This window comes from Candidatus Binatia bacterium, assembly GCA_036493895.1.
Classification (GTDB): domain Bacteria; phylum Desulfobacterota; class Binatia; order UBA1149; family CAITLU01; genus DATNBU01.
Window position 1 is genome coordinate 38,912 of record DASXOZ010000019.1, and the last position, 18,833, is coordinate 57,744.

18 protein-coding genes are annotated in these 18,833 nt (G+C 67.1%); 10 read left to right on the forward strand and 8 right to left on the reverse strand.

The window, feature by feature from the left end; genetic code table 11:
- The 7 genes from VGK20_05280 to VGK20_05310 form a co-directional block, all read right to left on the reverse strand.
- Complete coding sequence (locus VGK20_05280) at positions 1 to 1,365, reverse strand: S41 family peptidase (GenBank protein HEY2773445.1); 1,365 nt, start codon at positions 1,363 to 1,365, stop codon at positions 1 to 3.
- 111 nt (positions 1,366 to 1,476) lie between these two features.
- Positions 1,477 to 3,315 carry a peptidoglycan DD-metalloendopeptidase family protein gene (locus tag VGK20_05285; GenBank protein ID HEY2773446.1) on the reverse strand — a complete coding sequence of 613 codons (1,839 nt, stop codon included), beginning with the start codon at positions 3,313 to 3,315 and terminating at the stop codon, positions 1,477 to 1,479.
- Positions 3,306 to 4,187, reverse strand: a complete 882-nt coding sequence (locus VGK20_05290; protein HEY2773447.1) for a permease-like cell division protein FtsX — start codon at positions 4,185 to 4,187, stop codon at positions 3,306 to 3,308. The genes VGK20_05285 and VGK20_05290 overlap by 10 nt, the downstream gene beginning before the upstream one ends.
- Before the next feature lie 22 nt (positions 4,188 to 4,209).
- The gene (locus VGK20_05295; protein HEY2773448.1) at positions 4,210 to 4,890 is read right to left on the reverse strand and encodes an ATP-binding cassette domain-containing protein; all 681 of its coding nucleotides are present in this window, start codon (positions 4,888 to 4,890) and stop codon (positions 4,210 to 4,212) included.
- Between the two features lie 106 nt (positions 4,891 to 4,996).
- Positions 4,997 to 5,542, reverse strand: a complete 546-nt coding sequence (locus tag VGK20_05300) for a TlpA disulfide reductase family protein (protein HEY2773449.1) — start codon at positions 5,540 to 5,542, stop codon at positions 4,997 to 4,999.
- Positions 5,539 to 6,369, reverse strand: a complete 831-nt coding sequence (locus VGK20_05305) for a prolipoprotein diacylglyceryl transferase (GenBank protein HEY2773450.1) — start codon at positions 6,367 to 6,369, stop codon at positions 5,539 to 5,541. The genes VGK20_05300 and VGK20_05305 overlap by 4 nt, the downstream gene beginning before the upstream one ends.
- A gap of 138 nt (positions 6,370 to 6,507) precedes the next feature.
- Positions 6,508 to 7,740: an FAD-dependent oxidoreductase gene (locus tag VGK20_05310; GenBank protein ID HEY2773451.1), complete on the reverse strand. Its 1,233-nt coding sequence runs from the start codon at positions 7,738 to 7,740 to the stop codon at positions 6,508 to 6,510.
- A gap of 98 nt (positions 7,741 to 7,838) precedes the next feature.
- Between VGK20_05310 and VGK20_05315 the strand changes: the two genes are divergently transcribed.
- On the forward strand, positions 7,839 to 8,567 hold the full coding sequence (locus tag VGK20_05315; GenBank protein HEY2773452.1) for a nitroreductase family protein: 729 nt from the start codon (positions 7,839 to 7,841) through the stop codon (positions 8,565 to 8,567).
- A gap of 62 nt (positions 8,568 to 8,629) precedes the next feature.
- On the opposite strand, the gene VGK20_05320 is transcribed toward VGK20_05315, so the two are convergent.
- Positions 8,630 to 9,643, reverse strand: coding sequence for a methyltransferase (locus tag VGK20_05320; GenBank protein HEY2773453.1), 1,014 nt, complete (start codon positions 9,641 to 9,643; stop codon positions 8,630 to 8,632).
- Positions 9,644 to 9,821: 178 nt separating this feature from the next.
- Between VGK20_05320 and hrpB the strand changes: the two genes are divergently transcribed.
- From hrpB to VGK20_05365, 9 genes are all read left to right on the forward strand, one after another.
- A complete protein-coding gene (gene hrpB / locus VGK20_05325; GenBank protein HEY2773454.1) occupies positions 9,822 to 12,383 on the forward strand; it encodes an ATP-dependent helicase HrpB in 2,562 nt (853 codons plus the stop codon).
- A 47-nt stretch (positions 12,384 to 12,430) separates the two neighbouring features.
- Entirely contained in the window at positions 12,431 to 12,946 is a 516-nt protein-coding gene (locus tag VGK20_05330; protein HEY2773455.1) for a hypothetical protein, read from the forward strand.
- Between the two features lie 77 nt (positions 12,947 to 13,023).
- The gene (locus VGK20_05335) at positions 13,024 to 13,878 is read left to right on the forward strand and encodes an MBL fold metallo-hydrolase (GenBank protein HEY2773456.1); all 855 of its coding nucleotides are present in this window, start codon (positions 13,024 to 13,026) and stop codon (positions 13,876 to 13,878) included.
- An 88-nt stretch (positions 13,879 to 13,966) separates the two neighbouring features.
- Positions 13,967 to 14,860, forward strand: coding sequence for a GTP-binding protein (locus VGK20_05340; protein ID HEY2773457.1), 894 nt, complete (start codon positions 13,967 to 13,969; stop codon positions 14,858 to 14,860).
- A gap of 86 nt (positions 14,861 to 14,946) precedes the next feature.
- A complete protein-coding gene (locus VGK20_05345; GenBank protein HEY2773458.1) occupies positions 14,947 to 15,345 on the forward strand; it encodes a PPOX class F420-dependent oxidoreductase in 399 nt (132 codons plus the stop codon).
- Positions 15,338 to 16,147, forward strand: a complete 810-nt coding sequence (locus tag VGK20_05350) for a class I SAM-dependent methyltransferase (protein ID HEY2773459.1) — start codon at positions 15,338 to 15,340, stop codon at positions 16,145 to 16,147. Before VGK20_05345 ends, VGK20_05350 begins: the two co-directional genes overlap by 8 nt.
- 26 nt (positions 16,148 to 16,173) lie before the next feature.
- Positions 16,174 to 16,959, forward strand: a complete 786-nt coding sequence (locus tag VGK20_05355) for a prolipoprotein diacylglyceryl transferase family protein (protein HEY2773460.1) — start codon at positions 16,174 to 16,176, stop codon at positions 16,957 to 16,959.
- A gap of 69 nt (positions 16,960 to 17,028) precedes the next feature.
- Positions 17,029 to 17,823 (forward strand): SDR family NAD(P)-dependent oxidoreductase, encoded by a 795-nt coding sequence (locus VGK20_05360; protein HEY2773461.1) that lies wholly within the window; start codon positions 17,029 to 17,031, stop codon positions 17,821 to 17,823.
- A 66-nt stretch (positions 17,824 to 17,889) separates the two neighbouring features.
- Complete coding sequence (locus VGK20_05365; protein ID HEY2773462.1) at positions 17,890 to 18,777, forward strand: ion channel; 888 nt, start codon at positions 17,890 to 17,892, stop codon at positions 18,775 to 18,777.
- Positions 18,778 to 18,833 lie beyond the last annotated feature (56 nt).

Consider the following 18,833-nt stretch of genomic DNA (forward strand, 5'->3'; position numbering starts at 1 on the left):
TCAGTTCGCGGCCGGCGCAGGCTTCGCCGCGGCCGCCGCTGCGGCTGCCGGAGAGCCGATCGCTGCGGTGGCAGTCTTCGCCTTGACCGACTCGGGCAACGTGAATCCCGCGACGCCGCCGATCTTGGGAACCTCTCCCTTCCACGTCCCCATCAGCTCGATGGCTTTCTTGAGCTGGGGATCGTGCGCGGGATCGAACTCGTCGCGCGAATGCGGCGTTTCTTCGTCCTTGTCCTTCGCGTTCGCGTCGGGCTTGGCAGCCTCGACGACCACGTCCGGATCGATGCCGTGCTCGTGGATCGAGCGACCCGACGGCGTGTAGTAGCGCGCGGTCGTGAGCCTGAGCGCCGTGTCGTCGCCGAGAGGCAGGATGGTCTGCACCGAGCCCTTGCCGAAGCTCTTGATGCCGACGATCAGCGCGCGCCGGTGGTCCTGCATCGCGCCGGCGACGATCTCCGACGCGCTGGCCGAGCCTTCGTTGACGAGGACGATCATCGGCACCATGCGGCGCGTGCCGTCGGCCTTGGCGAAGTAGCTCGTCGTCTGCGATTCCGAGCGCCCGTTGACGCGCACGATCAGGCCCGCATCGAGGAAGAGATCGGAGATCGAGACGGCCTGCGTGAGCAATCCGCCCGGATTGTAGCGAAGGTCGAGGATGATTCCGTCCACCCCGCCCTTCTTTTCCTTGTCGAGCTTGTCGAGCGCCGCGACCAGCTCGTCGCTGGATCCGTCCTGGAAGCCGGTGAGCTTGACGTAGGCCCAGCGCCCGTCGACGAGGTGCTCGCCGCGCACGCTCTTGATGTGGATGACTTCGCGCGTCAACTCGACATTGACCAGGTCGTTGACGCCCTTGCGCTTGAGGCTGAGCTTGACCGTGCTGCCGGGCTTGCCGCGCATCCTCTCGACCGCAGTCTGCAGCGGCATGTCCATCGTCATGTCGTCGCCGATCTTGATGATCTGGTCGCCGGGCTTGATGCCGGCGCGGAACGCGGGAGTGCCGTCGATCGGCGTGACGATGGTCAGCAGGTTGTCGCGCACCGTCAGCTCGATGCCGAGGCCGCCGAACTCACCGTGGGTCTCGATCTGCAGTTCCTTGTAGCCCTCGGGCGTGAGGTAGGAGCTGTGGGGATCGAGCGAAGCGACCATTCCCTTGACCGCACCCTCGACGAGGTCGTGCGTCGAGACTTCGTCGACGTAGTGGCGCTGCACGATCGCGAGGATGCTCGCGAAAGTCTCCAGCTCTTCGTACGTGTCCTTGGCGGAGGTGGTCGAGGCGGCAATGACCGTTGCAGTCAGGATACTCCCGAGAGCACCGGCCAGAGCGAGGGAAAGAAAGAAATTCCTGCGGTTCTTCGGCGGAAACACCCGCGGAGTATAGGCAAACCCGGCTTGCCGAACAACACGGGTTCCCGCATCGGGGTGGGCAAGACGGCCAATCGGAGCTGTGAGCGCCGCAGAAGTCGAAAAACAGCGCCGTCAAGGCGCGGAGCCGGGAACGCCGGCTTTCAGCCACGGCATCGGATCGATCGGCTGGCCCTTGTCGCGAAGCTCGAAGTGCATGTCGGCGTCGTCGTCGGGAAGGGCGCCGACCTCGGTGCCTGCGCTGACCCGGTCGCCGTCCTTGACGCGGACCGTGCCGAGTCTTGCGTAAACGGTGTGATATCGGTTGCCGTGACTGACGATCACGGTGTTGCCCATGCCCGGAACCTGTCCGACGAACGACACGCGCCCGTCGGCGACGGCCTTGATCGGGGCATCGTACGTCGCCCGCAGGATCACGCCGTGGTAGACGGCGCCGCTTTTGTGCTGCTGTCCGTAGCTCGCGACGACCTTGCCGGCAACGGGCGCCGCGAGCGTGCCGCGCGCGGCAGCGAATTTGTCGGACTCGCGATCGTCGCCGCCGAAAAGACGAGACAGCAGGCCGCGCTTCGGCGGCGCAGCGGCGTTGTCGGGCGGCGGCGCGGCCGCAGGAGGCGCACCGCTCGGCGCGAGCACCGCCGGTCCCTCGTCCACTTCCGGATTGGCCGCATCGGATCGGATGTCGGCCGCAGGCGGCGCCGCCGGCTTGGCTGGAACGCTCGCCATCCGCGTGTCTTCCGCCGCCGGCTTCGATGCTGCCGGACCAGCCGAAGGCGGCGACTGCTTTCCCGTGGCAACCGCCGGCGGCGGCAGTGGCTGCGCTGCCGGTCCTGCGCTCGCCGCTGGTCCAGCAGCCACCGCTGCGCCTGCGACGGGCTCGCGATCCTGGTTTGCCCTCTGCGCAGAAAGACGATCGAGAGCCGCGCGCGCCTGCGCAGCCTTTTCGAGCGCCGCTTTTTCTCGCGCGGACTGCGCCGAATCGGCGGGAGCAGCGGGCGCCTCACCCGCCGGCGCAAGCAGTTTGCGCCTGGCATCCTCGAGCGACGTGCCGCCGTCGGCAGGTGCACCGGCGTCGCGGGCCTCACCGTTGAGCCAGGTGAAATCCGCGCCGTTGTGCCCTGCCGCATCGGCAGTGCCCGCGCGAGTGCGCGCAGCAGCGGCGGATGCGATGGCGCGCTCCATTGTCGCCGCAGCTTCATCCCTGCCCGCAGCGTTGCCGCTTGGCGCACGGTCGTCGCCGGCACCGTCGTCCGCCGCCCGTTGCTCGTCATCGTTGGCCGCTTCTTCGGCTTCGCCGCCACCGCCGCCTGCACGCGCATCGACAGCCGCCTGCGCGCGGTCGAGCGCCGCCTGTGCTTCGGTGCGCGCCGCTTCGAGGTCGCGAAGCTCAGCCGCGATGGCCGCTTCGTCGGCGCGACTTCGATCGAGAGAGGCGATGACGCTTCCCTGCTCGACCTGGATCTTCTGGAGCGCCCCGGACTGGGTGCCGGAGATCGACGCGAGATAGCGCGACAGGCGGCGAGTGGCCGCAGGATCGGGGCTCCAGCCTGCCGCGCCCGCACCGAGCTTGGCACTTCGATAGACGGCATCGATGCGCGCACGATTGCGCTCGTCGATCTTCGTTTTCTCCGACTCGAGCTCGTCGGCGCGGGCAGCAAGCTTGTCGCGCGGCGCGGCATTGGTTTCGCTGCGGTGGTGGTTGTTGTCGATCTGCGCATCGAGGTCGGCCACGTGGGAGCGCGCATCCGTGAGCGCGTCCTCGACCGGATCGCGCTGGATCACCGGCTTCGCTGGTTGCAGCGCGCGAGCGCGCTTCTGCATGATCTCGTCGCGGATTTTTTTTGCGCGCTCGAGGCGGAAGTCGGTCTTCGGGGGCGCCGTTTGCGCTGCGGCGGGCATCGAGAGGGCGAGCGCGAGCAGGCACATTGCGATCGCAGCGCCGCGCTTCAGCGCCATTCGGAAACCCGCCGCATGCCCATCGCGCTGCCGACTCCGCCGAGCAGCGCGCCCCAGACCAGCAGTGTGAGGCACTGGTGGGCGCCGAGAAACGCGATCCTGGAGCCGAAATCCGGCAGGTTCTGGCGGATCGGCGTCGCGACGGCTTCGAACGCGAAGAACAGGGCGCCGATCGCAAGCACGGACGCGAAGACTCCCTCGAGGATACCAGCCAGCACCACCGGTCCCCAGTAGCCGCGACCCACGGCGCCGACCAGGCGCAGCACGTTCATCTCGTCGCGCCGCGTATAGGCCGCGAGCTGGAACGTCGTCAGCACGATCATCAGCGAAGCGACCAGCGTCAGCGAGCCGAGCGCCCACGCGATCCACCGCACGACGTCGGCCGCCGTCGTTCCGGAGACGACCGCCGCGCGGCTGGACTGGATGTCCGATACTCCCGGCAGCGCGCGCCACGACGTGATGCGCGTGTCGACGTCGGTGTCGCTCAGCGAGCGGTCGAGACGGATCTCCAGCGATGCCGGAAGGAACGACGGATTCAGTCCCGACAAAAGATCGGAGGAGTGATCCATGTTCTGCGCGAGGAACTGCCAGGCTTCCTCCTGGCTCACGTAGCGGATGTCGGTGATCGCCGAGTCGGATTCGATGCGCGTGCGCGTCGCGACGACGTCCTTTTCGCCCGCGTCCGGACGGAAGTAGAGCGAGACGTCGATGCCGGAGGCAGCCCAGCTGACGACGGAACGATAGGCGTTCGACGTGATCAGCAGCACCGCGCCGGCAAACAGGACGCTGGCGGTGATGCTCGCGACCGCAACCCAGGAGGCGGCAGGCGAAGCCTTGATGCCGTCGAGGGCGCGCCGGAAGTAGTATTCCAAGGTGTTCTGCCTCTGGGGCGGCTCAGGCCGGCAGCTCGTCGAGAAGCGATTCTTCGGACAGGCGGCCGCGGTGCATCACGAGCACGCGGCCCCGCACCACCGACAGCGCCTCCATGTCATGGGTCGCCATCAGCACGCTCGCACCGTCGGCGCACGCTTCGGTCAGGATCCTGAGCACCTGCAGCCCCTGGTCGGGGTCCAGGCCGAGCGTCGGCTCATCGGCCAGGATCAGCACCGGCTTGTGGACCAGCGCCCGGGCCAGCGCGACGCGCTGCTTCTCGCCGGCGCAAAGGTCGCGCGCGAAACATCCCGACGCGTCGTCGAGGCCCACGCGTTCGAGGGCTTCGTCGGCGAGGCGACGGGCATCGATGCGGGTGCTTCCGCGTACCTGGGCTGCAAGGGCGACGTTCTCGATCACCGTCAGACCTTCGATCAGGCGCGGTTCTTCAAACACGAGGCCGAGCTCGCGGCGAAGCTCGGCGATTCCGCCGGCATCCAGGCGTCCGAGGTTGCGGCCGTTGACGACGACGCTGCCGGCATCGGGCACGACCTCGCCGATCAGGATGCGGAACAGTGTGGTCTTGCCGGAGCCGCTCGGGCCCGTGAGCGCGGTGAACTCGCCGTCGGCGACGCGAAACGAGATGTCGACGAGGGCGTGACGCGAGCCGCCCCAGCTCTTGGACACTCCGTGAACGCGGATCATCTGCCCCTCACCTCAACCACCACCGGCCCTGCGGATCCTTGCGGCCCTGCGCAACTTGGGACAAGCGCCAGCGTGCCTGTCCGCCAACCTCGAGTGTCCGTCGATCTCAGCCTCCGAGAAGGCTTTCGACCATGCCCTGGAACTCGGCCCGGGACGGCGCGCCTTCGGCGGGCACCGGTCCGATGATCTGCTTGCGCACGCGGCCTTCGCGATCGACGAAAAACGTCTCTGGATAGCCGGTTATACCATACTGCGTGCCGATGGCACCGCCGGGATCGAACAGGACCTCGTAATGCACCGGTTGCCGGGCGAGGAAATCGGTTACCGCGCGCGAGTCGTCGTCGCCGGCTACCCCGAGCACCACCAGGCCTTTGTCCGCGTAGTCCTTCGCGAGCTTGTCGAGGACCGGAAGCTCGGCGATGCAAGGCGGGCACCAGGTAGCCCAGTGGTTCACGAGGACGACCTTGCCGCGGTAGTTCGACAGCTTGCGGGTGACGCCGGCGGACGACTGCAGCACGAAGTCCGGTGCGAGGTCTCCGACAGCCGGCGGCGCCGGCGGTCCGGAAGATCGACACCCGCCCGCAATCATCGCCAGCGGCGCGATCAGCGTCGCGCCAAGCAGAATCGCGACCGCGAGCCGACGGCCCCTCACCGCCGCATCCCTGCTCCCGGCGACACGACGCCAGGGTCCGCGGCTGCCTCGCTCCTTTCGATACGAGGAGCGCCCTCGCGCCCGCGAAGCCGGACGAGCCAGAGCGCGCCGACGATCGCCATCGGAAGGCCGATGAGCTGGGCCTCCGACAGCCCGAACGCGAATTTGGGCTCGATCCGGATGAACTCGACGAGAAAACGGAAAAACCCGTTGCCGACCAGGTAGACCGCGAACATCGCGCCGAGCGGCGGATTGCTGCGGCGCCAGCGCCACAAGAACAGGAAGACGGCGAAGTAGGCCGCCGCCTCATATAGAGGAGTCGGGTGCACGAGCACGCCCGGCTCGTGGTCCCACGGCACGATGCCGTTGGTGTAGGCGACGCCCCACGGCAGCGTCGTCACCGTGCCCCAGTCCCCGTCGCCGGCAACGTGGCAGCCGATGCGGCCGAGAGCCTGTCCGAGCATCAAGCCGGGCGCGCAGCAGTCGGCAAGGGTCGTGAAGCCGAGGCCGTAGCGACGGCCGAAGATCCACGCCGCCGCGGCGCCGCCAAGGAACCCGCCGTACCAGACGAAGCCGGAGCCGGCCAGAAGCTCGGAAATCGGTGCCTCGGCGAACGCTGCAGGGTTGTTGAAGATCGAAAGGACGCGCGAGCTGACGAGCCCGGCGAGGAACACCCACACGAGCAGGTTCCACATCTGCTCGCCGTCACCGCCGCGGCGCTCGAATTCCTTGACGGAGACGCTCGAGCCGAAATAGAAGCCGAGCGCCATCAACACGCCGAAGCTGTAGATCGTGATGGGCCCGATCTTCAGCAGTACCGGAAGCACAGTCGGATCATCTTAGGCGATAACGGGGACATTCCAACCCGGCGTGGTGCGCTGCGTCGTGAACCGCGCATTCTGCGCAAACCGGGCGAGATCCGGACCCGATGCCCGGCGAGATTGCGCTCGATCGGGCGATCTCCGTCACGCCGGCTTGTTCGCCAGCGCATGCTGGATGGTCGCACCCTCTTCGAGCATCGCCTGGTAGCCCATCACCAGGCGCGGGCGTTTCATCCCGATGACGCCCGTGAGCTTCCCCTGTCGCGCGAACAGCGCGACGAAGCGGAACTCCTCGAACTCCCCGTCTACCAGATGCACTTCGTCGTCCGGCGACGGATGTCCCGCCATCTGGATCTTGACGCCGTACTGGTCCGTCCACACGTAGGGAATGGGATCGTAAGGCTCGACACCGTCGGCGCCTCGCATCAGGCGCAACGCCGCGGCGCGACCTTGCGCCCCGGCGTGCACCCAGTGCTCGATGCGCACGCGAAAGCCGCTGCGGCGCAGGCTCTTCCAGCGCGCAACGTCGCCGGCCGCGACGATGCCAGGGGCCGCCGAGCATTTTTCGTCGCAGACGACGCCGTCCTCCAGCTCGAGGCCCGAGCCTTCGAGCCACGATGTCTCGGCGACCACGCCGATGCCGACGATGAGCACATCCACCGCAAGAATGCGGCCGTCGGGAAAGCGCAATCGTTCGACGCGGCCGTCGCCTTCGATGGCGGAGATGCTGGTCGCGCAGCGAAGATCGACGCCGTGATCGCGATGCATCCGCGACGCAAGTCCTCCGATGTGGCGACCCAGGGCGCGCACCATCGGCGCCGCAAGAGGCTCGATCATCGTCACGTCGAGCCCGCGCTCGCGACAGGAAGCCGCGACTTCACACCCGATGAAACCCGCACCGAGCACGGCAACACGCGGTGCGCCTCGAACCGCCGCCGCTTCGAGCGATGCGCGCAGCGAAAGCGCGTCGTCGAGCGTGCGCAGGTAGTGGACGTTCTCGAAGCCTTCGGCCATCTCCAGGCGCCGTACGCGCGCGCCCGTGGCGATGACGAGGCCGTCGAACGCGAGACTCTCGCCGCCGACGAGCGTGACGGTTTTATTCGCGACGTCGAGCGCGGCGGCACGAGTCGCGCGGCGAAAGTCCAGATCGAGATCGTCGAGCTTGCCGTGGCGAAGCAGCGTCTTGTCGGCGTCCCATTTGCCCGTGAGGATCTCCTTCGACAGCGGAGGCCGGTCGTACGGCAGGTGACCTTCGGCGCCGACGAGCACGATGTTGCCGGTATGACCCTCTTCGCGCAGCGTCTCGCAGGCTCGCAGGCCTGCCAGCGATGCGCCAACGACGACGACGTTGCCATTCGATGGAATCGCGTCACTCACGGGCGGGGATCATGCGCGAAACATCGGGAAAGGGAAGAATCCTTTTCTCGTAGCTTTGCGCAACTGCTAAGACCGGCCGCCCGACGGAGGACATCGCCATGGCCCAGCCCGAGACCGACGCCCGCCTTTTCGACATCATGTGGACCTGCCGCGCGATGCGGCGCCTCAAGCCCGATCCGGTGCCCGAGGAGACGCTGCTCCAGCTCGTCGACGCCGCGCTGCACGGCCCGAGCGGCAGCAATGCCCAGAACTGGCGCTTCGTGATCGTGCGCGACCGCGCGCAGAAGGAAAAGATCCAGGCGCTGTGGCAAAAGACGTGGGGTTTCTATCTCGAGACGTTCGCCACCGCCGACCTGCGGCCGGGCGAGACGGTCGAGCAACGCGACAAAACCAAGGCGGTGGCAACCGAGCTCGCCGATCACATCGCCGACGTCCCCGCGCTGATCTTCGTGTGCATCGCGCGCGACGAGCAGCTCGCCAAGGCGCTGGCCTCGCCTGCCACGTTGATGAAGCTCGTGCAGCATTTCGGCGTCGGCGGCGCCGTCAGGATGGCCACCGGCGGCCAGCGCATCTCGGGACTTGCCGACGGATCAACCGCTTATCCGGCGGTGCAGAACATCCTGCTCGCCGCTCGCGCGCTCGGCCTCGGCGCCGTGCTGACGACGCAGCATTTCTTCGTGCCCGGTCAGTTCGAAGCGGCGATCGGCCTTCCGTCGAACGTGACGCTGGCCGCGGTGATTCCTGTCGGCTATCCGAAAGGGAACTTCGGCCCGGTGAAGCGACCGGAACCGCGCGCAGTGGTGAGTTGGGATTATTACAGATCGTGAATGGGGTCAGGCACCAGAGGAATAGCGCGCCAGCCGATCAGTGACCCGGTTGACCGCCGCCGTTACTTGATCCCGACCGCCATCGAATCGGGGCCGCTGAGCGCCGTCACCCAGGTTTCGCGGAAGCCGACTTCTTTCATCCACTTCATGCAGTCGGCGCCGGTGAAATCGAAGCCGCCGCGGGTCTCGATGAGCATGTTCAGGCTCATCATCAGCCCGAAGATGTTGGCGCGGCGGTCGTCGTCGATCAGCGATTCGTAAACGATCAGCGCACCGCCGTCCGGCAACGCTTCGAGGGCCTTTTTGAGCAGGACTTTTTTCTGCTCGAGGTCCCAGTCGTGCAGGATCCGGCCCATCGCGAGCACGTCGGCCCGCGGCATCGGCTCCTCGAAAAAATTGCCGGCGTAGAATTTCATGCGATCGCCGACGCCGTTAGCCGCGGCATACTCGTCGAAGATCGGCGCGAGCTCGGGAAGATCGAAGCCGCCGCCACGGATGTGCGGCTGCGCGAGCGCGACCTGCACCGGAACGCACCCCTGGGCACACCCTACGTCGATGAAAGTCTCGTAGCGATCCCACGGAAACTTCTGCGCGATCGCGCGCGCCGCTCCCATGCTGATTCCCGTCATTGCCCGCGCGAACTGTTCGAGCCGTGCGGAATCGCTGTAGAGCACGGTGAACAGGTCGGGGCCGCCGTGCAGCATCTCGTTTTGAGGCTGGCCCGTCTTCAAGCCGTCGGTCAGCGTGCTCCAGAACGGATACAGCCGGGCGTTGGCCATCTCGAGGAAGCCGCCGATGTAGCTCGGACTTTTGCGGTCGAGGAAAGCGGCCGTCTCGGGCGTGTTCGAATACAGGGAACCGTTTCGCGCGAGCAGGCCGAGCGAGACGAGCCCGTCGAGGAAGTCGGCGCTGGAGCGAGAATGAAGGCCGAGCTTTTTTTCCAGCGCCGCGCGGTCGGCCGGCGCGGAGGCGAGCGCGGTGAAAACGCCGAGCTCGACGGCGCTCAGCAGCGTCTTCGATGCCGTGAACAGGCCGGCGATCTGCAGAATGTTGGCGGGGTTGAGGTCTTCGCTCACGTCACTCTCCCTCGCGCGAGGCGCTTTTCGGCGCGGCGCGCAGCTCTCCGGTGCGGAACCCGCGATGCCATGCCATAGCCGCCGCGTCGATTCGAATCCGCCCTTCGACCAGCAGCCTGCGGAAAAACTCCGGACCGAGGTCCAGGGTTTTTCCGCAACCTGCTAGGATCCGCATCCGATGACGTCCGTCACGTCCCTGCCGATCGATGCGGTCCTCGCGGACGTCGTCGCCTCGCTTGCGCGCCAGCCCAACCTTGCGCTCAAGGCGCCGACCGGCGCGGGGAAAACGCTGCGCGTCGCTCCTGCGCTCGTCGACGCCGGATGCGCCGGCGCCGTGCTCCTGCTCGAACCCCGCCGGGTTGCCGCACGCGCGGCGGCGCGGCGCATCGCGTTCGAGCGCGGCCGCAACCTCGGCGACGAAGTGGGCTACCACGTGCGCTTCGATCGCAAGACCAGTCGCGACACCCGGATCATCGCGATGACCTACGGCATTTTCCTGCGAAAGCTGCAGGACGATCCTTTTCTCGACGGAGTCGGCGCGGTCGTCTTCGATGAATTCCATGAGCGCAGCCTCGATGCCGATCTCGCGCTGGCGATGGTACGAAAAACGCAGCGGGAAGCGCGCGCCGAGCTTCGCATCGTCGTGATGTCGGCGACGCTGGAAGCAGCGCCGGTCGCGGCATTTCTCGGCGACGCACCGGTGATCGAGAGTGCGGGGCGGAGCTTTCCTGTCGAGATCGGCTACCGCGACGTTCGCGGCGTTCGCGACGTCGAAGCGGCTGCGGCGGGCGCGGTGCGGGAGGCCTGCGGCGAGAGCGCCGGCGACGTGCTCGTCTTTCTGCCGGGCCTCGCGGAAATCCGTCGCACCCGCGCCGCGCTCGACGGCTTTGCCTCGCAGTCGGGCATCGACGTCGTCGAGCTTTACGGCGACCTTCCAGCCGAAGAGCAGGACGCCGTGCTGCGCCGCGGCCCGCGGCGAAAGATCGTGCTCTCGACCAACGTCGCCGAGTCCTCCGTCACGATCGAGAACGTCACCGCCGTCGTGGACTCCGGACTTGCGCGGGTGATGAGGATGGACGCTTCGGTCGGCATCGACCGACTCGAAGTCGGCAGAATCTCGCGCGCCTCGGCCGAGCAGCGCGCCGGGCGCGCCGGCAGAACCGCGCCGGGAGTGTGCATTCGCCTCTGGAGCCAGCACGAGGACGCAGCGCTGAGGCCGGTCGAAGAGCCCGAAATCCGCCGCGTCGACCTGTCGCGCGCATTGCTCGAGTTGCGCGCGTGGGGCGAGGCGGATCCGGCGTCGTTTTCATGGTTCGAAGCGCCCGAGTCCGGCGCTCTCCGGAATGCGGACCGGCTTCTGCATGAGCTCGGTGCGATCGACGATTCCGGTTTGACCGCCGTTGGCCGGCGGCTGGCCGCGTTGCCTCTGCCTCCTCGCATCGGGCGCCTGCTGCTCGAAGGAGAAAAGCTCGGGGTGCGCGCTCGCGCCGCGCTTGCCGCCGCGCTGCTCGGCGAGCGAGATCCGCTGCGGCGCGACGGTGAACGGGGAGCACCGCGCCGTGCAACGACCGTGCACGAATCGGACCTGCTCGAACGCGTCGTTCTGCTCGAACGCTTTGCCGCCTCCTCGTCGCGCGCCGCGGCTGCGTGGCCCGAGCTTTCGGTGGGCGCGGCGCACGGGGTGCTGCGCGTCGCCAAAGACCTCGAAGCATCGTTGCGAGAAAATGGCGAGTCTGCCCGACGCGCGAAGGAATCGATCGACAGGGATGAAGACCTGCTGCGTGCACTCGTCGCCGCCTATCCCGACCGCGTCGCGCTTCGACGCCAGGCCGGAAGCGACCGCGCAGTCATGGCCGGAGGTCGCGGCGTGCGCCTGGCGAGCGAAAGCGTCGTGGTCACTGCGTCTCTTTTTCTTTGCGTCTCGATCGATGCCGGCCGCCGCGGCGAGCGTTCCGAGAGCCTCGTTCGCCTTGCATCGGCCATCGAGCCGGAGTGGCTGCCGCCGGCGTGGCTTTCGCGCAGTGTCGAGACGACATTCGACGAGGCCGGCGAAAGCATCGTCGCCCGCTCGGTCCTGCGGTATCGCGACCTCCTGCTGGAAGAAAAACCCGCCTCTCTGACCCGGGATGCAGCGGGACGATTGCTCGCCGACATCGCCGCGGCCAATCCGCGGCGTGCGCTCCATCTCGAAGACGAGGACGTGGCGTCGTGGCTGGCGCGCGTGCGATCTCTTGCGGGCTGGATGCCCGAGCTCGAGCTGCCCCGCTTCGAGGATGCCGACCTCAGCGCGGTTGCGCGCGAGCTTGCCGGCGGCCGCCGTTCCTTCGACGAGATGCGCCGCGCGCCGCTTCTGGACGCGCTGCGCACTCACCTTTCGTGGGAACAGCAGCGCGCGCTCGATCGTCACGCGCCCGAGCGCATCGCGGTGCCGAGCGGCAGCGCGATCCGGCTTCTCTACGAGCCCGGCCGCGCGCCGGTGCTGGCCGCTCGAATCCAGGAGCTGTACGGCATGGCCGAAACGCCACGCATCGCCGGCGGCCGGGTTCCGGTCGTGATGCACCTTCTCGCACCGAACCGGCGCCCCGAGCAGGTGACCGAAGACCTGGCGAGCTTCTGGAAGAATACCTACGTGCAGGTGCGCAAGGAGCTTCGCGCACGCTATCCAAAGCACGCGTGGCCCGAAGATCCACTGACGGCCACGGCCGAAGCACGTCCGCGCAGGAACAGGCCCCGCGCGTGACTCACTGAAGCGTGACTCACTGATGAAGGAAAGCCCAGGAGACCATCATGCAACTTTCCGTGCACGTCATTGCCGCGCTGGCAGTGTGCTCGCGCCTCGCCGACGTAGGCACCACCTATCTGGTAACGCCGACGCTGAAGCTCGAGGCCAACGCCATCGTGCGGCGTTTCGGCTGGCGGTTCGGGGCGCTGACGGTCGTGCTCGGCCTGTTTGCCTACGTATCGCCGCCTTTCGGCATCGTCATTGCGACGATGTCGTTCATCGTCGCTGCGTTCAATTCCTCGAAGATCCTCATGGCCAGGGCGCTCGGCGAGGACGAGATGGTCGAGATCGGCCGTCGCGTATTCCTGGCGACACCGCCGTGGCCCGGGCTGCTCTACCTCGTCATGCCGGGCATTTTCATCGCGGTGCCCGCGGTGATGCTGCTGCAGTTCTATCCCGACGCGTCCGAATGGGGCTATTACTTTGCGCTGGGAATGCTCGGCTACTCCCTGGCGGTCTTCGTGCACTATCCCGTCCGGTTTTTCCGGGTTCGCGCGCAAGCGAAGAAAGCCGGGCGATAGCGCACCGCAAGCGGTGGCGGCCGACGTACGGGTCGCGCGATTTGCTGCCCCGCCACGCTGTCTCTACAACCGTTCCGATGCGCCGGCCCCTCATCCTCGCGTTTCTTCTCTGGGGCTTGCCGCTTGCTGCGACGGCCGCGCCGGCCCCCGAGCCTGCGCCCGGCGTCCTGGCCACCGACGGCTACTTCGACGTCTCGCGCATCGACCAGAACACGTACGCGATCCACGAGCCGCGCTACTGGCAGCAGGACACGATGTACGTGATCAAGGGCGAGTCGCGTGCGATCCTCGTCGACACGGGCTCGGGAACCCGGGACGTCGCGTTCATCGCCGACAAGGTCACGAAGAACCCGATGACTGCGGTCGCGTCGCACGTGCACTATGACCACATCGGCAGCCACGGCAGCTTCCATCAGGTCGCGATGATCGACCTGCCCGAAACTCGCGCCGCCACCCGCGACAACTACTACTCGCCGCCGCTGTCGAAGAGCCTCGAGCCATTCGCATCGGGATTCCACGTCACCGAGTGGTGGAAGCCCGGCGACGTGATCGACCTCGGCAACCGCAAGATCGAGATCGTGCACATTCCGGGGCATTCGAGCGATGAAATCGCGCTCGTCGATCGCGCGAACCGCTACGCATTCGTCGGCGACCATCTCTACGGCGGGACCCTGCTCGCCAACCTTCCGGGCTCCGACCTCGGCCAGTACCTGCTTTCGACGCGAAAGCTGCTCAACGACTATCCCGAGGTGCAGACGTATTTCGGCGGGCACGGCGACGGTCGCATGCCTCGCGAGAAGATGGTCACGCTCGAGAGCCTGCTCAGCGGAATTCTCGAGAAGCGGATCGGCGGCCAGCGCCAGTGGTGGCTGGCCTTTGTGGTCGCACGCTATCCCGGCGACGGGTTTTCGATTCTCGCGGCCGCACCGTGAGCGGGGCAGATTCGAGCGACGGCATCGCGACCGACCGGCGGCTGCTTTGGTGGGCACGCAGGACCTCTACCGCTCGCCGGACCTTGCAATGAAGCACAAGGCGCAGGCGCTGGTCGTCTCCGGCTTCCTCGGCAGCGGCAAGACAACGCTGGTGCGCCACCTTCTCGAAGAGGGCCAGCGCGACGGAATCCGCACGGCCGTGGTGTCGAACGAGTTCGGCGAGCTCGGCATCGACCAGGCTGTGCTGGCTTCGAGCCAGGGCGACTTCGTCGAGCTTGCCGGCGGCTGCGTCTGCTGCCGCCTGGCCGACGACCTCCTGCTCACGCTCCAGCAGCTCTGGGAAAGAACCGGGCCCGAGCGCGTCGTCGTCGAGACTTCGGGCGTCGCGCTTCCGTACGACACGCTGATCAATTTCTGGCGCGATCCGGTGCGCGCGTGGGCAATCGACGAAAGCTCGGTCGTCGTCGTCAGTGCCGAGCAGGTCTGCGCCGGGCGCGACCTCGATGCCACGTTCGAAGACCAGGTCTGCTCGGCCGACCTCCTTCTCCTGAGCAAGACCGACCTCGTGAGCGAGGAAAACGCGGCGCGCGCCGAACGCTACCTTCGCGACATGCAGCCGGGCGTGACGATCCTTCGCGCCAGTTTCGGGGACATCGACTCGCGGGTGTTTTTTCCGCCCGAGCCGGGCTCGCGAGAGGCCGCGCGGCGGATCGAAGAGCGTGAGCACCGCCACAACCACCAGTCCTACGTCTGCGAAGAGCTTGCGGTTGCGGCGGGAACCGCCGAGGCGGAGATCCGCCGCCGCCTCGAGCAGCGCGCGCCGCTTCGGGCCAAGGGATTCGTCGAAACGGCCGCGGGATTGCGCCTCGTCCAGGGAGTCGGCACGAACGTCGAGATCACGCCCGTTCCCTCGCCCCCGCCGGCCGAGCTGCTCGGCCGGATCGTCATCATCGAGAGGCGGCGCAACTCGGCCCACGCCTGAGCCGCGCGTGCTTTCTTCGACGAACCGCGGCAATCATACCCCCAATGGCGAAAAGTAATGGGGACAGTCCCCATAGCGGCAATGGAATGGGGTCTGTCCCCAATGCGCTTCGGGTGCTCGACGCGTCGTCGTATTCGCGGCTGACGACGTTTCGTCGCAACGGGACCAGGGTTTCGGTTCCGATCTGGCACACGGTCGGCGGCGACAAGGTCTACATGTTCACCGAGGCCGGATCGTTCAAGGTCAAGCGGCTTCGCAGCGACTCGCGCATCGAGATCACGACCTGCGACTGGCGAGGCAATCCCGGCGGCGCGCCCACGTGGTCCGGCACCGGACGCATCGTCGACTCGCCCGCCGACGTCACGCGCGCCTACCAGGCGCTCGATCGCAAATACGGCTGGCAGAAATGGATCGTCGATGCGCTCTCGAAACTTTCGGGACGCTACGACGCGCGTGCGATCCTGGAGATCACTCTCGATGAGTGAGGCGCGCCCCGCCGACTGGAAAGACCACTTCAGCCACGCCAGCGACGACTACCGGCGCTGGAGGCCGCGTTATCCTTCCGAGTTGTTCGAGTGGCTCGCAACCAGTGCGCCTGCGCGCGAGCTCGCGTGGGACTGTGCGACCGGCAACGGGCAGGCTGCCGAAGGTTTGGCTTCGTGCTTCGCAGCCGTCGTGGCGACGGACGCGAGCGAAGCGCAGATCCGCGAAGCCGAGCCGTTCGATCGCGTCGAGTACCGCATCGCGCGCGCCGAGCAGGCGCCGCTCGAGGACGGCAGCGTCGACGTCATCACCGTCGCGCAGGCGCTGCACTGGTTCGACATCGACCGCTTCCACGCCGAGGCAGCTCGCGTGCTCAAGCCCGGCGGCGTGATCGCCGAATGGGGCTACGGCATTGCCGACATCAGCACGGAGATCGACCGGATTCTCAGACGCTTTGCAGGCGTAACCGTCGGTCCCTACTGGCCGCCCGAACGTGCGATGATTGATACCGCGTATGCCGGCGTAACGTTTCCCTTCGATACGATCGATGCACCGCCGTTTGCGATGACCGCGCGCTGGAGTCTCGACCGCTTCATGTCCTACCTCGGAACCTGGTCGTCGGTGAACGGCTACCGGCGCAGCGTGGGCAGCGATCCGCTGCCGGAGTTTCGCGAAAAGCTCGCAACGCTGTGGGGCGACGGCGACCGCGAGATCCGGTGGCCGCTGATCCTTCGTGTCGGGCGTTCCAGGTGCAGTGCGACCTCCGAATCGCGCCGCTCGCCTGCCCGCGGCTCAGCCGCCTGACCGTACGTCCCGGTGCCTGACGCCAGATGATTCCTCCGTACTCCGGCCCACTGTCGTTCTCTGTCGGGCCCCTGCACTACCAGCTTTTCGGTGCGCTCGTCGTCACCGGAGTTCTCGTCGGTCACAGGGTCGTGCTTCGCCTGGCAGCGGCGCGCGGCATCGACGTCGCCGAGATGCGAGCGGCCGCCGCATGGGCGCTGGTCGCAGGATTCATCGGCGCGCACGTCGTCGACACCGTCTTCTATCATCCGGAAAAAATCGCGGCCGACGGCGTCGTCGCGCTGCTGAAAATCTGGGACGGAATCAGTTCCTACGGCGGTTTCCTCGGTGCGCTCGTCGGCGTCGGGTTCTACTTCTTTCGCCTCAAAAAAAGCTGGTGGCCTCACGCCGACATCCTGATGCAGGGACTGGTGTTCGGATGGATCTTCGGCCGCCTCGGCTGCACGCTCGCCAGCGATCACCCGGGAACGCTGACGAGTTTTCCGCTCGCCTTCGCGTACCCCACCGGCGCGCGACACAACCTCGGGTTTTACGAGCTGCTGTTCACCGTCCTCGTGCTGGTGCCCGCGATCCTCGCGCTGCACGCACGCGAACGCTCGGCCGGCTATCGCCCGGGAATTTACACCGCCGCGATCGCGGCGCTGTATGCGCCGGCCCGCTTTTTGATGGACTTCCTGCGCGCCACAGACCTGCCGCATTCGGATCCGCGCGTCTACGGGCTGACGGCGGCGCAATACATTTCCGTCGTCGTGTTCGTGCTGGCGCTGGCCCTGCTGAGAAAATCCGCCCGGCCGCTGGCGACAACTGCGTAGGCGATAGAAAAACACTGCCGGAGGTCGGGCACCGCCGCGCTGGTGCTGGATCTCGGCGAGGTTCCTGCAATGGCAAAACGTGACAGGGTTCTCATTACCGGCGCTTCTTCGGGAATCGGCGAAGCGCTTGCGCGCCGATTCGCAGCGGCCGGCCACGACCTGGTGCTCGTCGCGCGCCGCCGCGCCAAGCTGAAAGCGCTGGCCGCCGCCCTCGAAAGCAAGCACGGCATCCGCGCCGCCGTCGAGGTGGCCGATCTCGCCAAGCCCGGCGCCGCCGCCAAGCTCGCGGCCAAACTGGCCAAGCGCCGCGTCGTCGTCGACATCCTCGTCAACAACGCCGGCATCAACGCGCAAGGCCGGTTCCACGAGATGCCGCCGGAGGAGAACCTGGACATCGTCGCGCTCAACGTCACCGCAGCAACCGAAGTGCTCGCGGCGTTCCTGCCGTCGATGACGAAACGAGGCCACGGCCGCGTGCTCAATGTTGCCTCGGCGTCGTCGTTCGTTCCCGTGCCGTACATGGCGACGTATGCGGCGTCCAAAGCGTACTTGTTGTCGCTGACCGAATCGCTGGCCGAAGAGCTCGACGGCACCGGGGTGACGATCACCGCGCTCTGCCCCGGCGTCACCGACACGCCGATGCTCACGTACATGGAGAAACAGGACCCGGCGTTCACCAGGCTGATCTCGCTCACCGTGGCGGACGTCCACGCGGTAGCAGCCGAAGGCTTTGACGCGTGCATGGCCGGCGAAGTGATCCGCGTGCCCGGTATCGTCAACCTCCTCGCGACGATCTCCGCACGTGCGGTTCCGCGCTGGGTCGTGCGGCGCGTCTCGGGCTTCCTCGGCCGCACCACCCACTGACGCGAATGCGCGACAGCTACGGATGTTCGTGTCATAGGTACCTGCCGCCATTTCGGCGCGAGTGACATGAGCGACAAGACCGCACGAAAAATGCCGGCGCTCACTTCCGAGGCGCGGCTCAATTATCGCCGAATCGGCCTGCAGCGGGACGGCTTTTCGGACATCTACCATCGCCTGGTCGCCGCGTCGTGGCCGATGCTGCTGGTCTTCCTCGCCTGCCTCTATCTCTCGGTCAACGCGCTGTTCGCGATCGCGTACATGACCGTCGGCGGCGTGACCAACGCCAGGCCCGGATCGTTCGCTGACGCGTTCTTCTTCAGCATCCAGACCATCGCGACCATCGGCTACGGCACGATGGCGCCCGAGAGTTTTGCCGCGCACATGGTGGTCGTCTGCGAGGTATTCGTCGGGCTGGTCGGCCTGGCGATGATCACCGGCATCACGTTCAGCAAATTCGCCAGGCCGACGGCGCGCGTGCGCTTCAGCAGGAACGCGATCATCACGACGCGCGAAGGCGTGCCGTCTCTGATCTTCCGCATGGCCAACGAGCGCGGCACGAGCCTGGTCGAGGCCAGCGCGCACGTGGCGCTGCTTCGCGACGAGGTGACGCTCGAGGGCGAGGAGGTGCGGCGGTTTCACGACCTCGCGCTGATCCGCCAGACCAACCTTCTGTTCACGCTGAGCTGGACGGTCGTCCATCCGATCGCCGCGCCGAGCCCGCTCGTCGGCGCCGACGCACAATCGCTGGAAGCAGTGGATGCGGCGGTCGTCGTCTCGGTGCTCGGCATCGACGAGACTACCGGCCAGACGGTGCACGCAAGGCACGCCTATAATGCAGCCGACATCCTGTGGAACGTGCGCTTTGCCGACATGTTCAGCGAGTCGGGCGGACAGAGCACGATGGATTTCGGCCGCTTCGACCACGTCGTCGCGAACGACGGCGGGACAACTTAGCCGCTAGCCGGCCGGGCGCCGGCCCGCAGCGCCGGCGCAGACTGCGAGACGTCGAG

What these genes read in the sequence shown, in the direction of transcription:
- VGK20_05340 (HEY2773457.1), top strand. Translation starts at nt 13,967, where the DNA reads ATGAAGCACAAGGCGCAGGCGCTGGTCGTCTCCGGCTTCCTCGGCAGC.
- VGK20_05360 (HEY2773461.1), top strand. Translation starts at nt 17,029, where the DNA reads ATGGCAAAACGTGACAGGGTTCTCATTACCGGCGCTTCTTCGGGAATC.
- VGK20_05330 (HEY2773455.1), top strand. Translation starts at nt 12,431, where the DNA reads ATGCAACTTTCCGTGCACGTCATTGCCGCGCTGGCAGTGTGCTCGCGC.
- VGK20_05345 (HEY2773458.1), top strand. Translation starts at nt 14,947, where the DNA reads ATGGGGTCTGTCCCCAATGCGCTTCGGGTGCTCGACGCGTCGTCGTAT.
- VGK20_05285 (HEY2773446.1), bottom strand. Translation starts at nt 3,315, where the DNA reads ATGGCGCTGAAGCGCGGCGCTGCGATCGCAATGTGCCTGCTCGCGCTC.
- VGK20_05295 (HEY2773448.1), bottom strand. Translation starts at nt 4,890, where the DNA reads ATGATCCGCGTTCACGGAGTGTCCAAGAGCTGGGGCGGCTCGCGTCAC.
- VGK20_05365 (HEY2773462.1), top strand. Translation starts at nt 17,890, where the DNA reads ATGAGCGACAAGACCGCACGAAAAATGCCGGCGCTCACTTCCGAGGCG.
- VGK20_05350 (HEY2773459.1), top strand. Translation starts at nt 15,338, where the DNA reads ATGAGTGAGGCGCGCCCCGCCGACTGGAAAGACCACTTCAGCCACGCC.
- hrpB (HEY2773454.1), top strand. Translation starts at nt 9,822, where the DNA reads ATGACGTCCGTCACGTCCCTGCCGATCGATGCGGTCCTCGCGGACGTC.
- VGK20_05315 (HEY2773452.1), top strand. Translation starts at nt 7,839, where the DNA reads ATGGCCCAGCCCGAGACCGACGCCCGCCTTTTCGACATCATGTGGACC.
- VGK20_05355 (HEY2773460.1), top strand. Translation starts at nt 16,174, where the DNA reads ATGATTCCTCCGTACTCCGGCCCACTGTCGTTCTCTGTCGGGCCCCTG.
- VGK20_05335 (HEY2773456.1), top strand. Translation starts at nt 13,024, where the DNA reads ATGCGCCGGCCCCTCATCCTCGCGTTTCTTCTCTGGGGCTTGCCGCTT.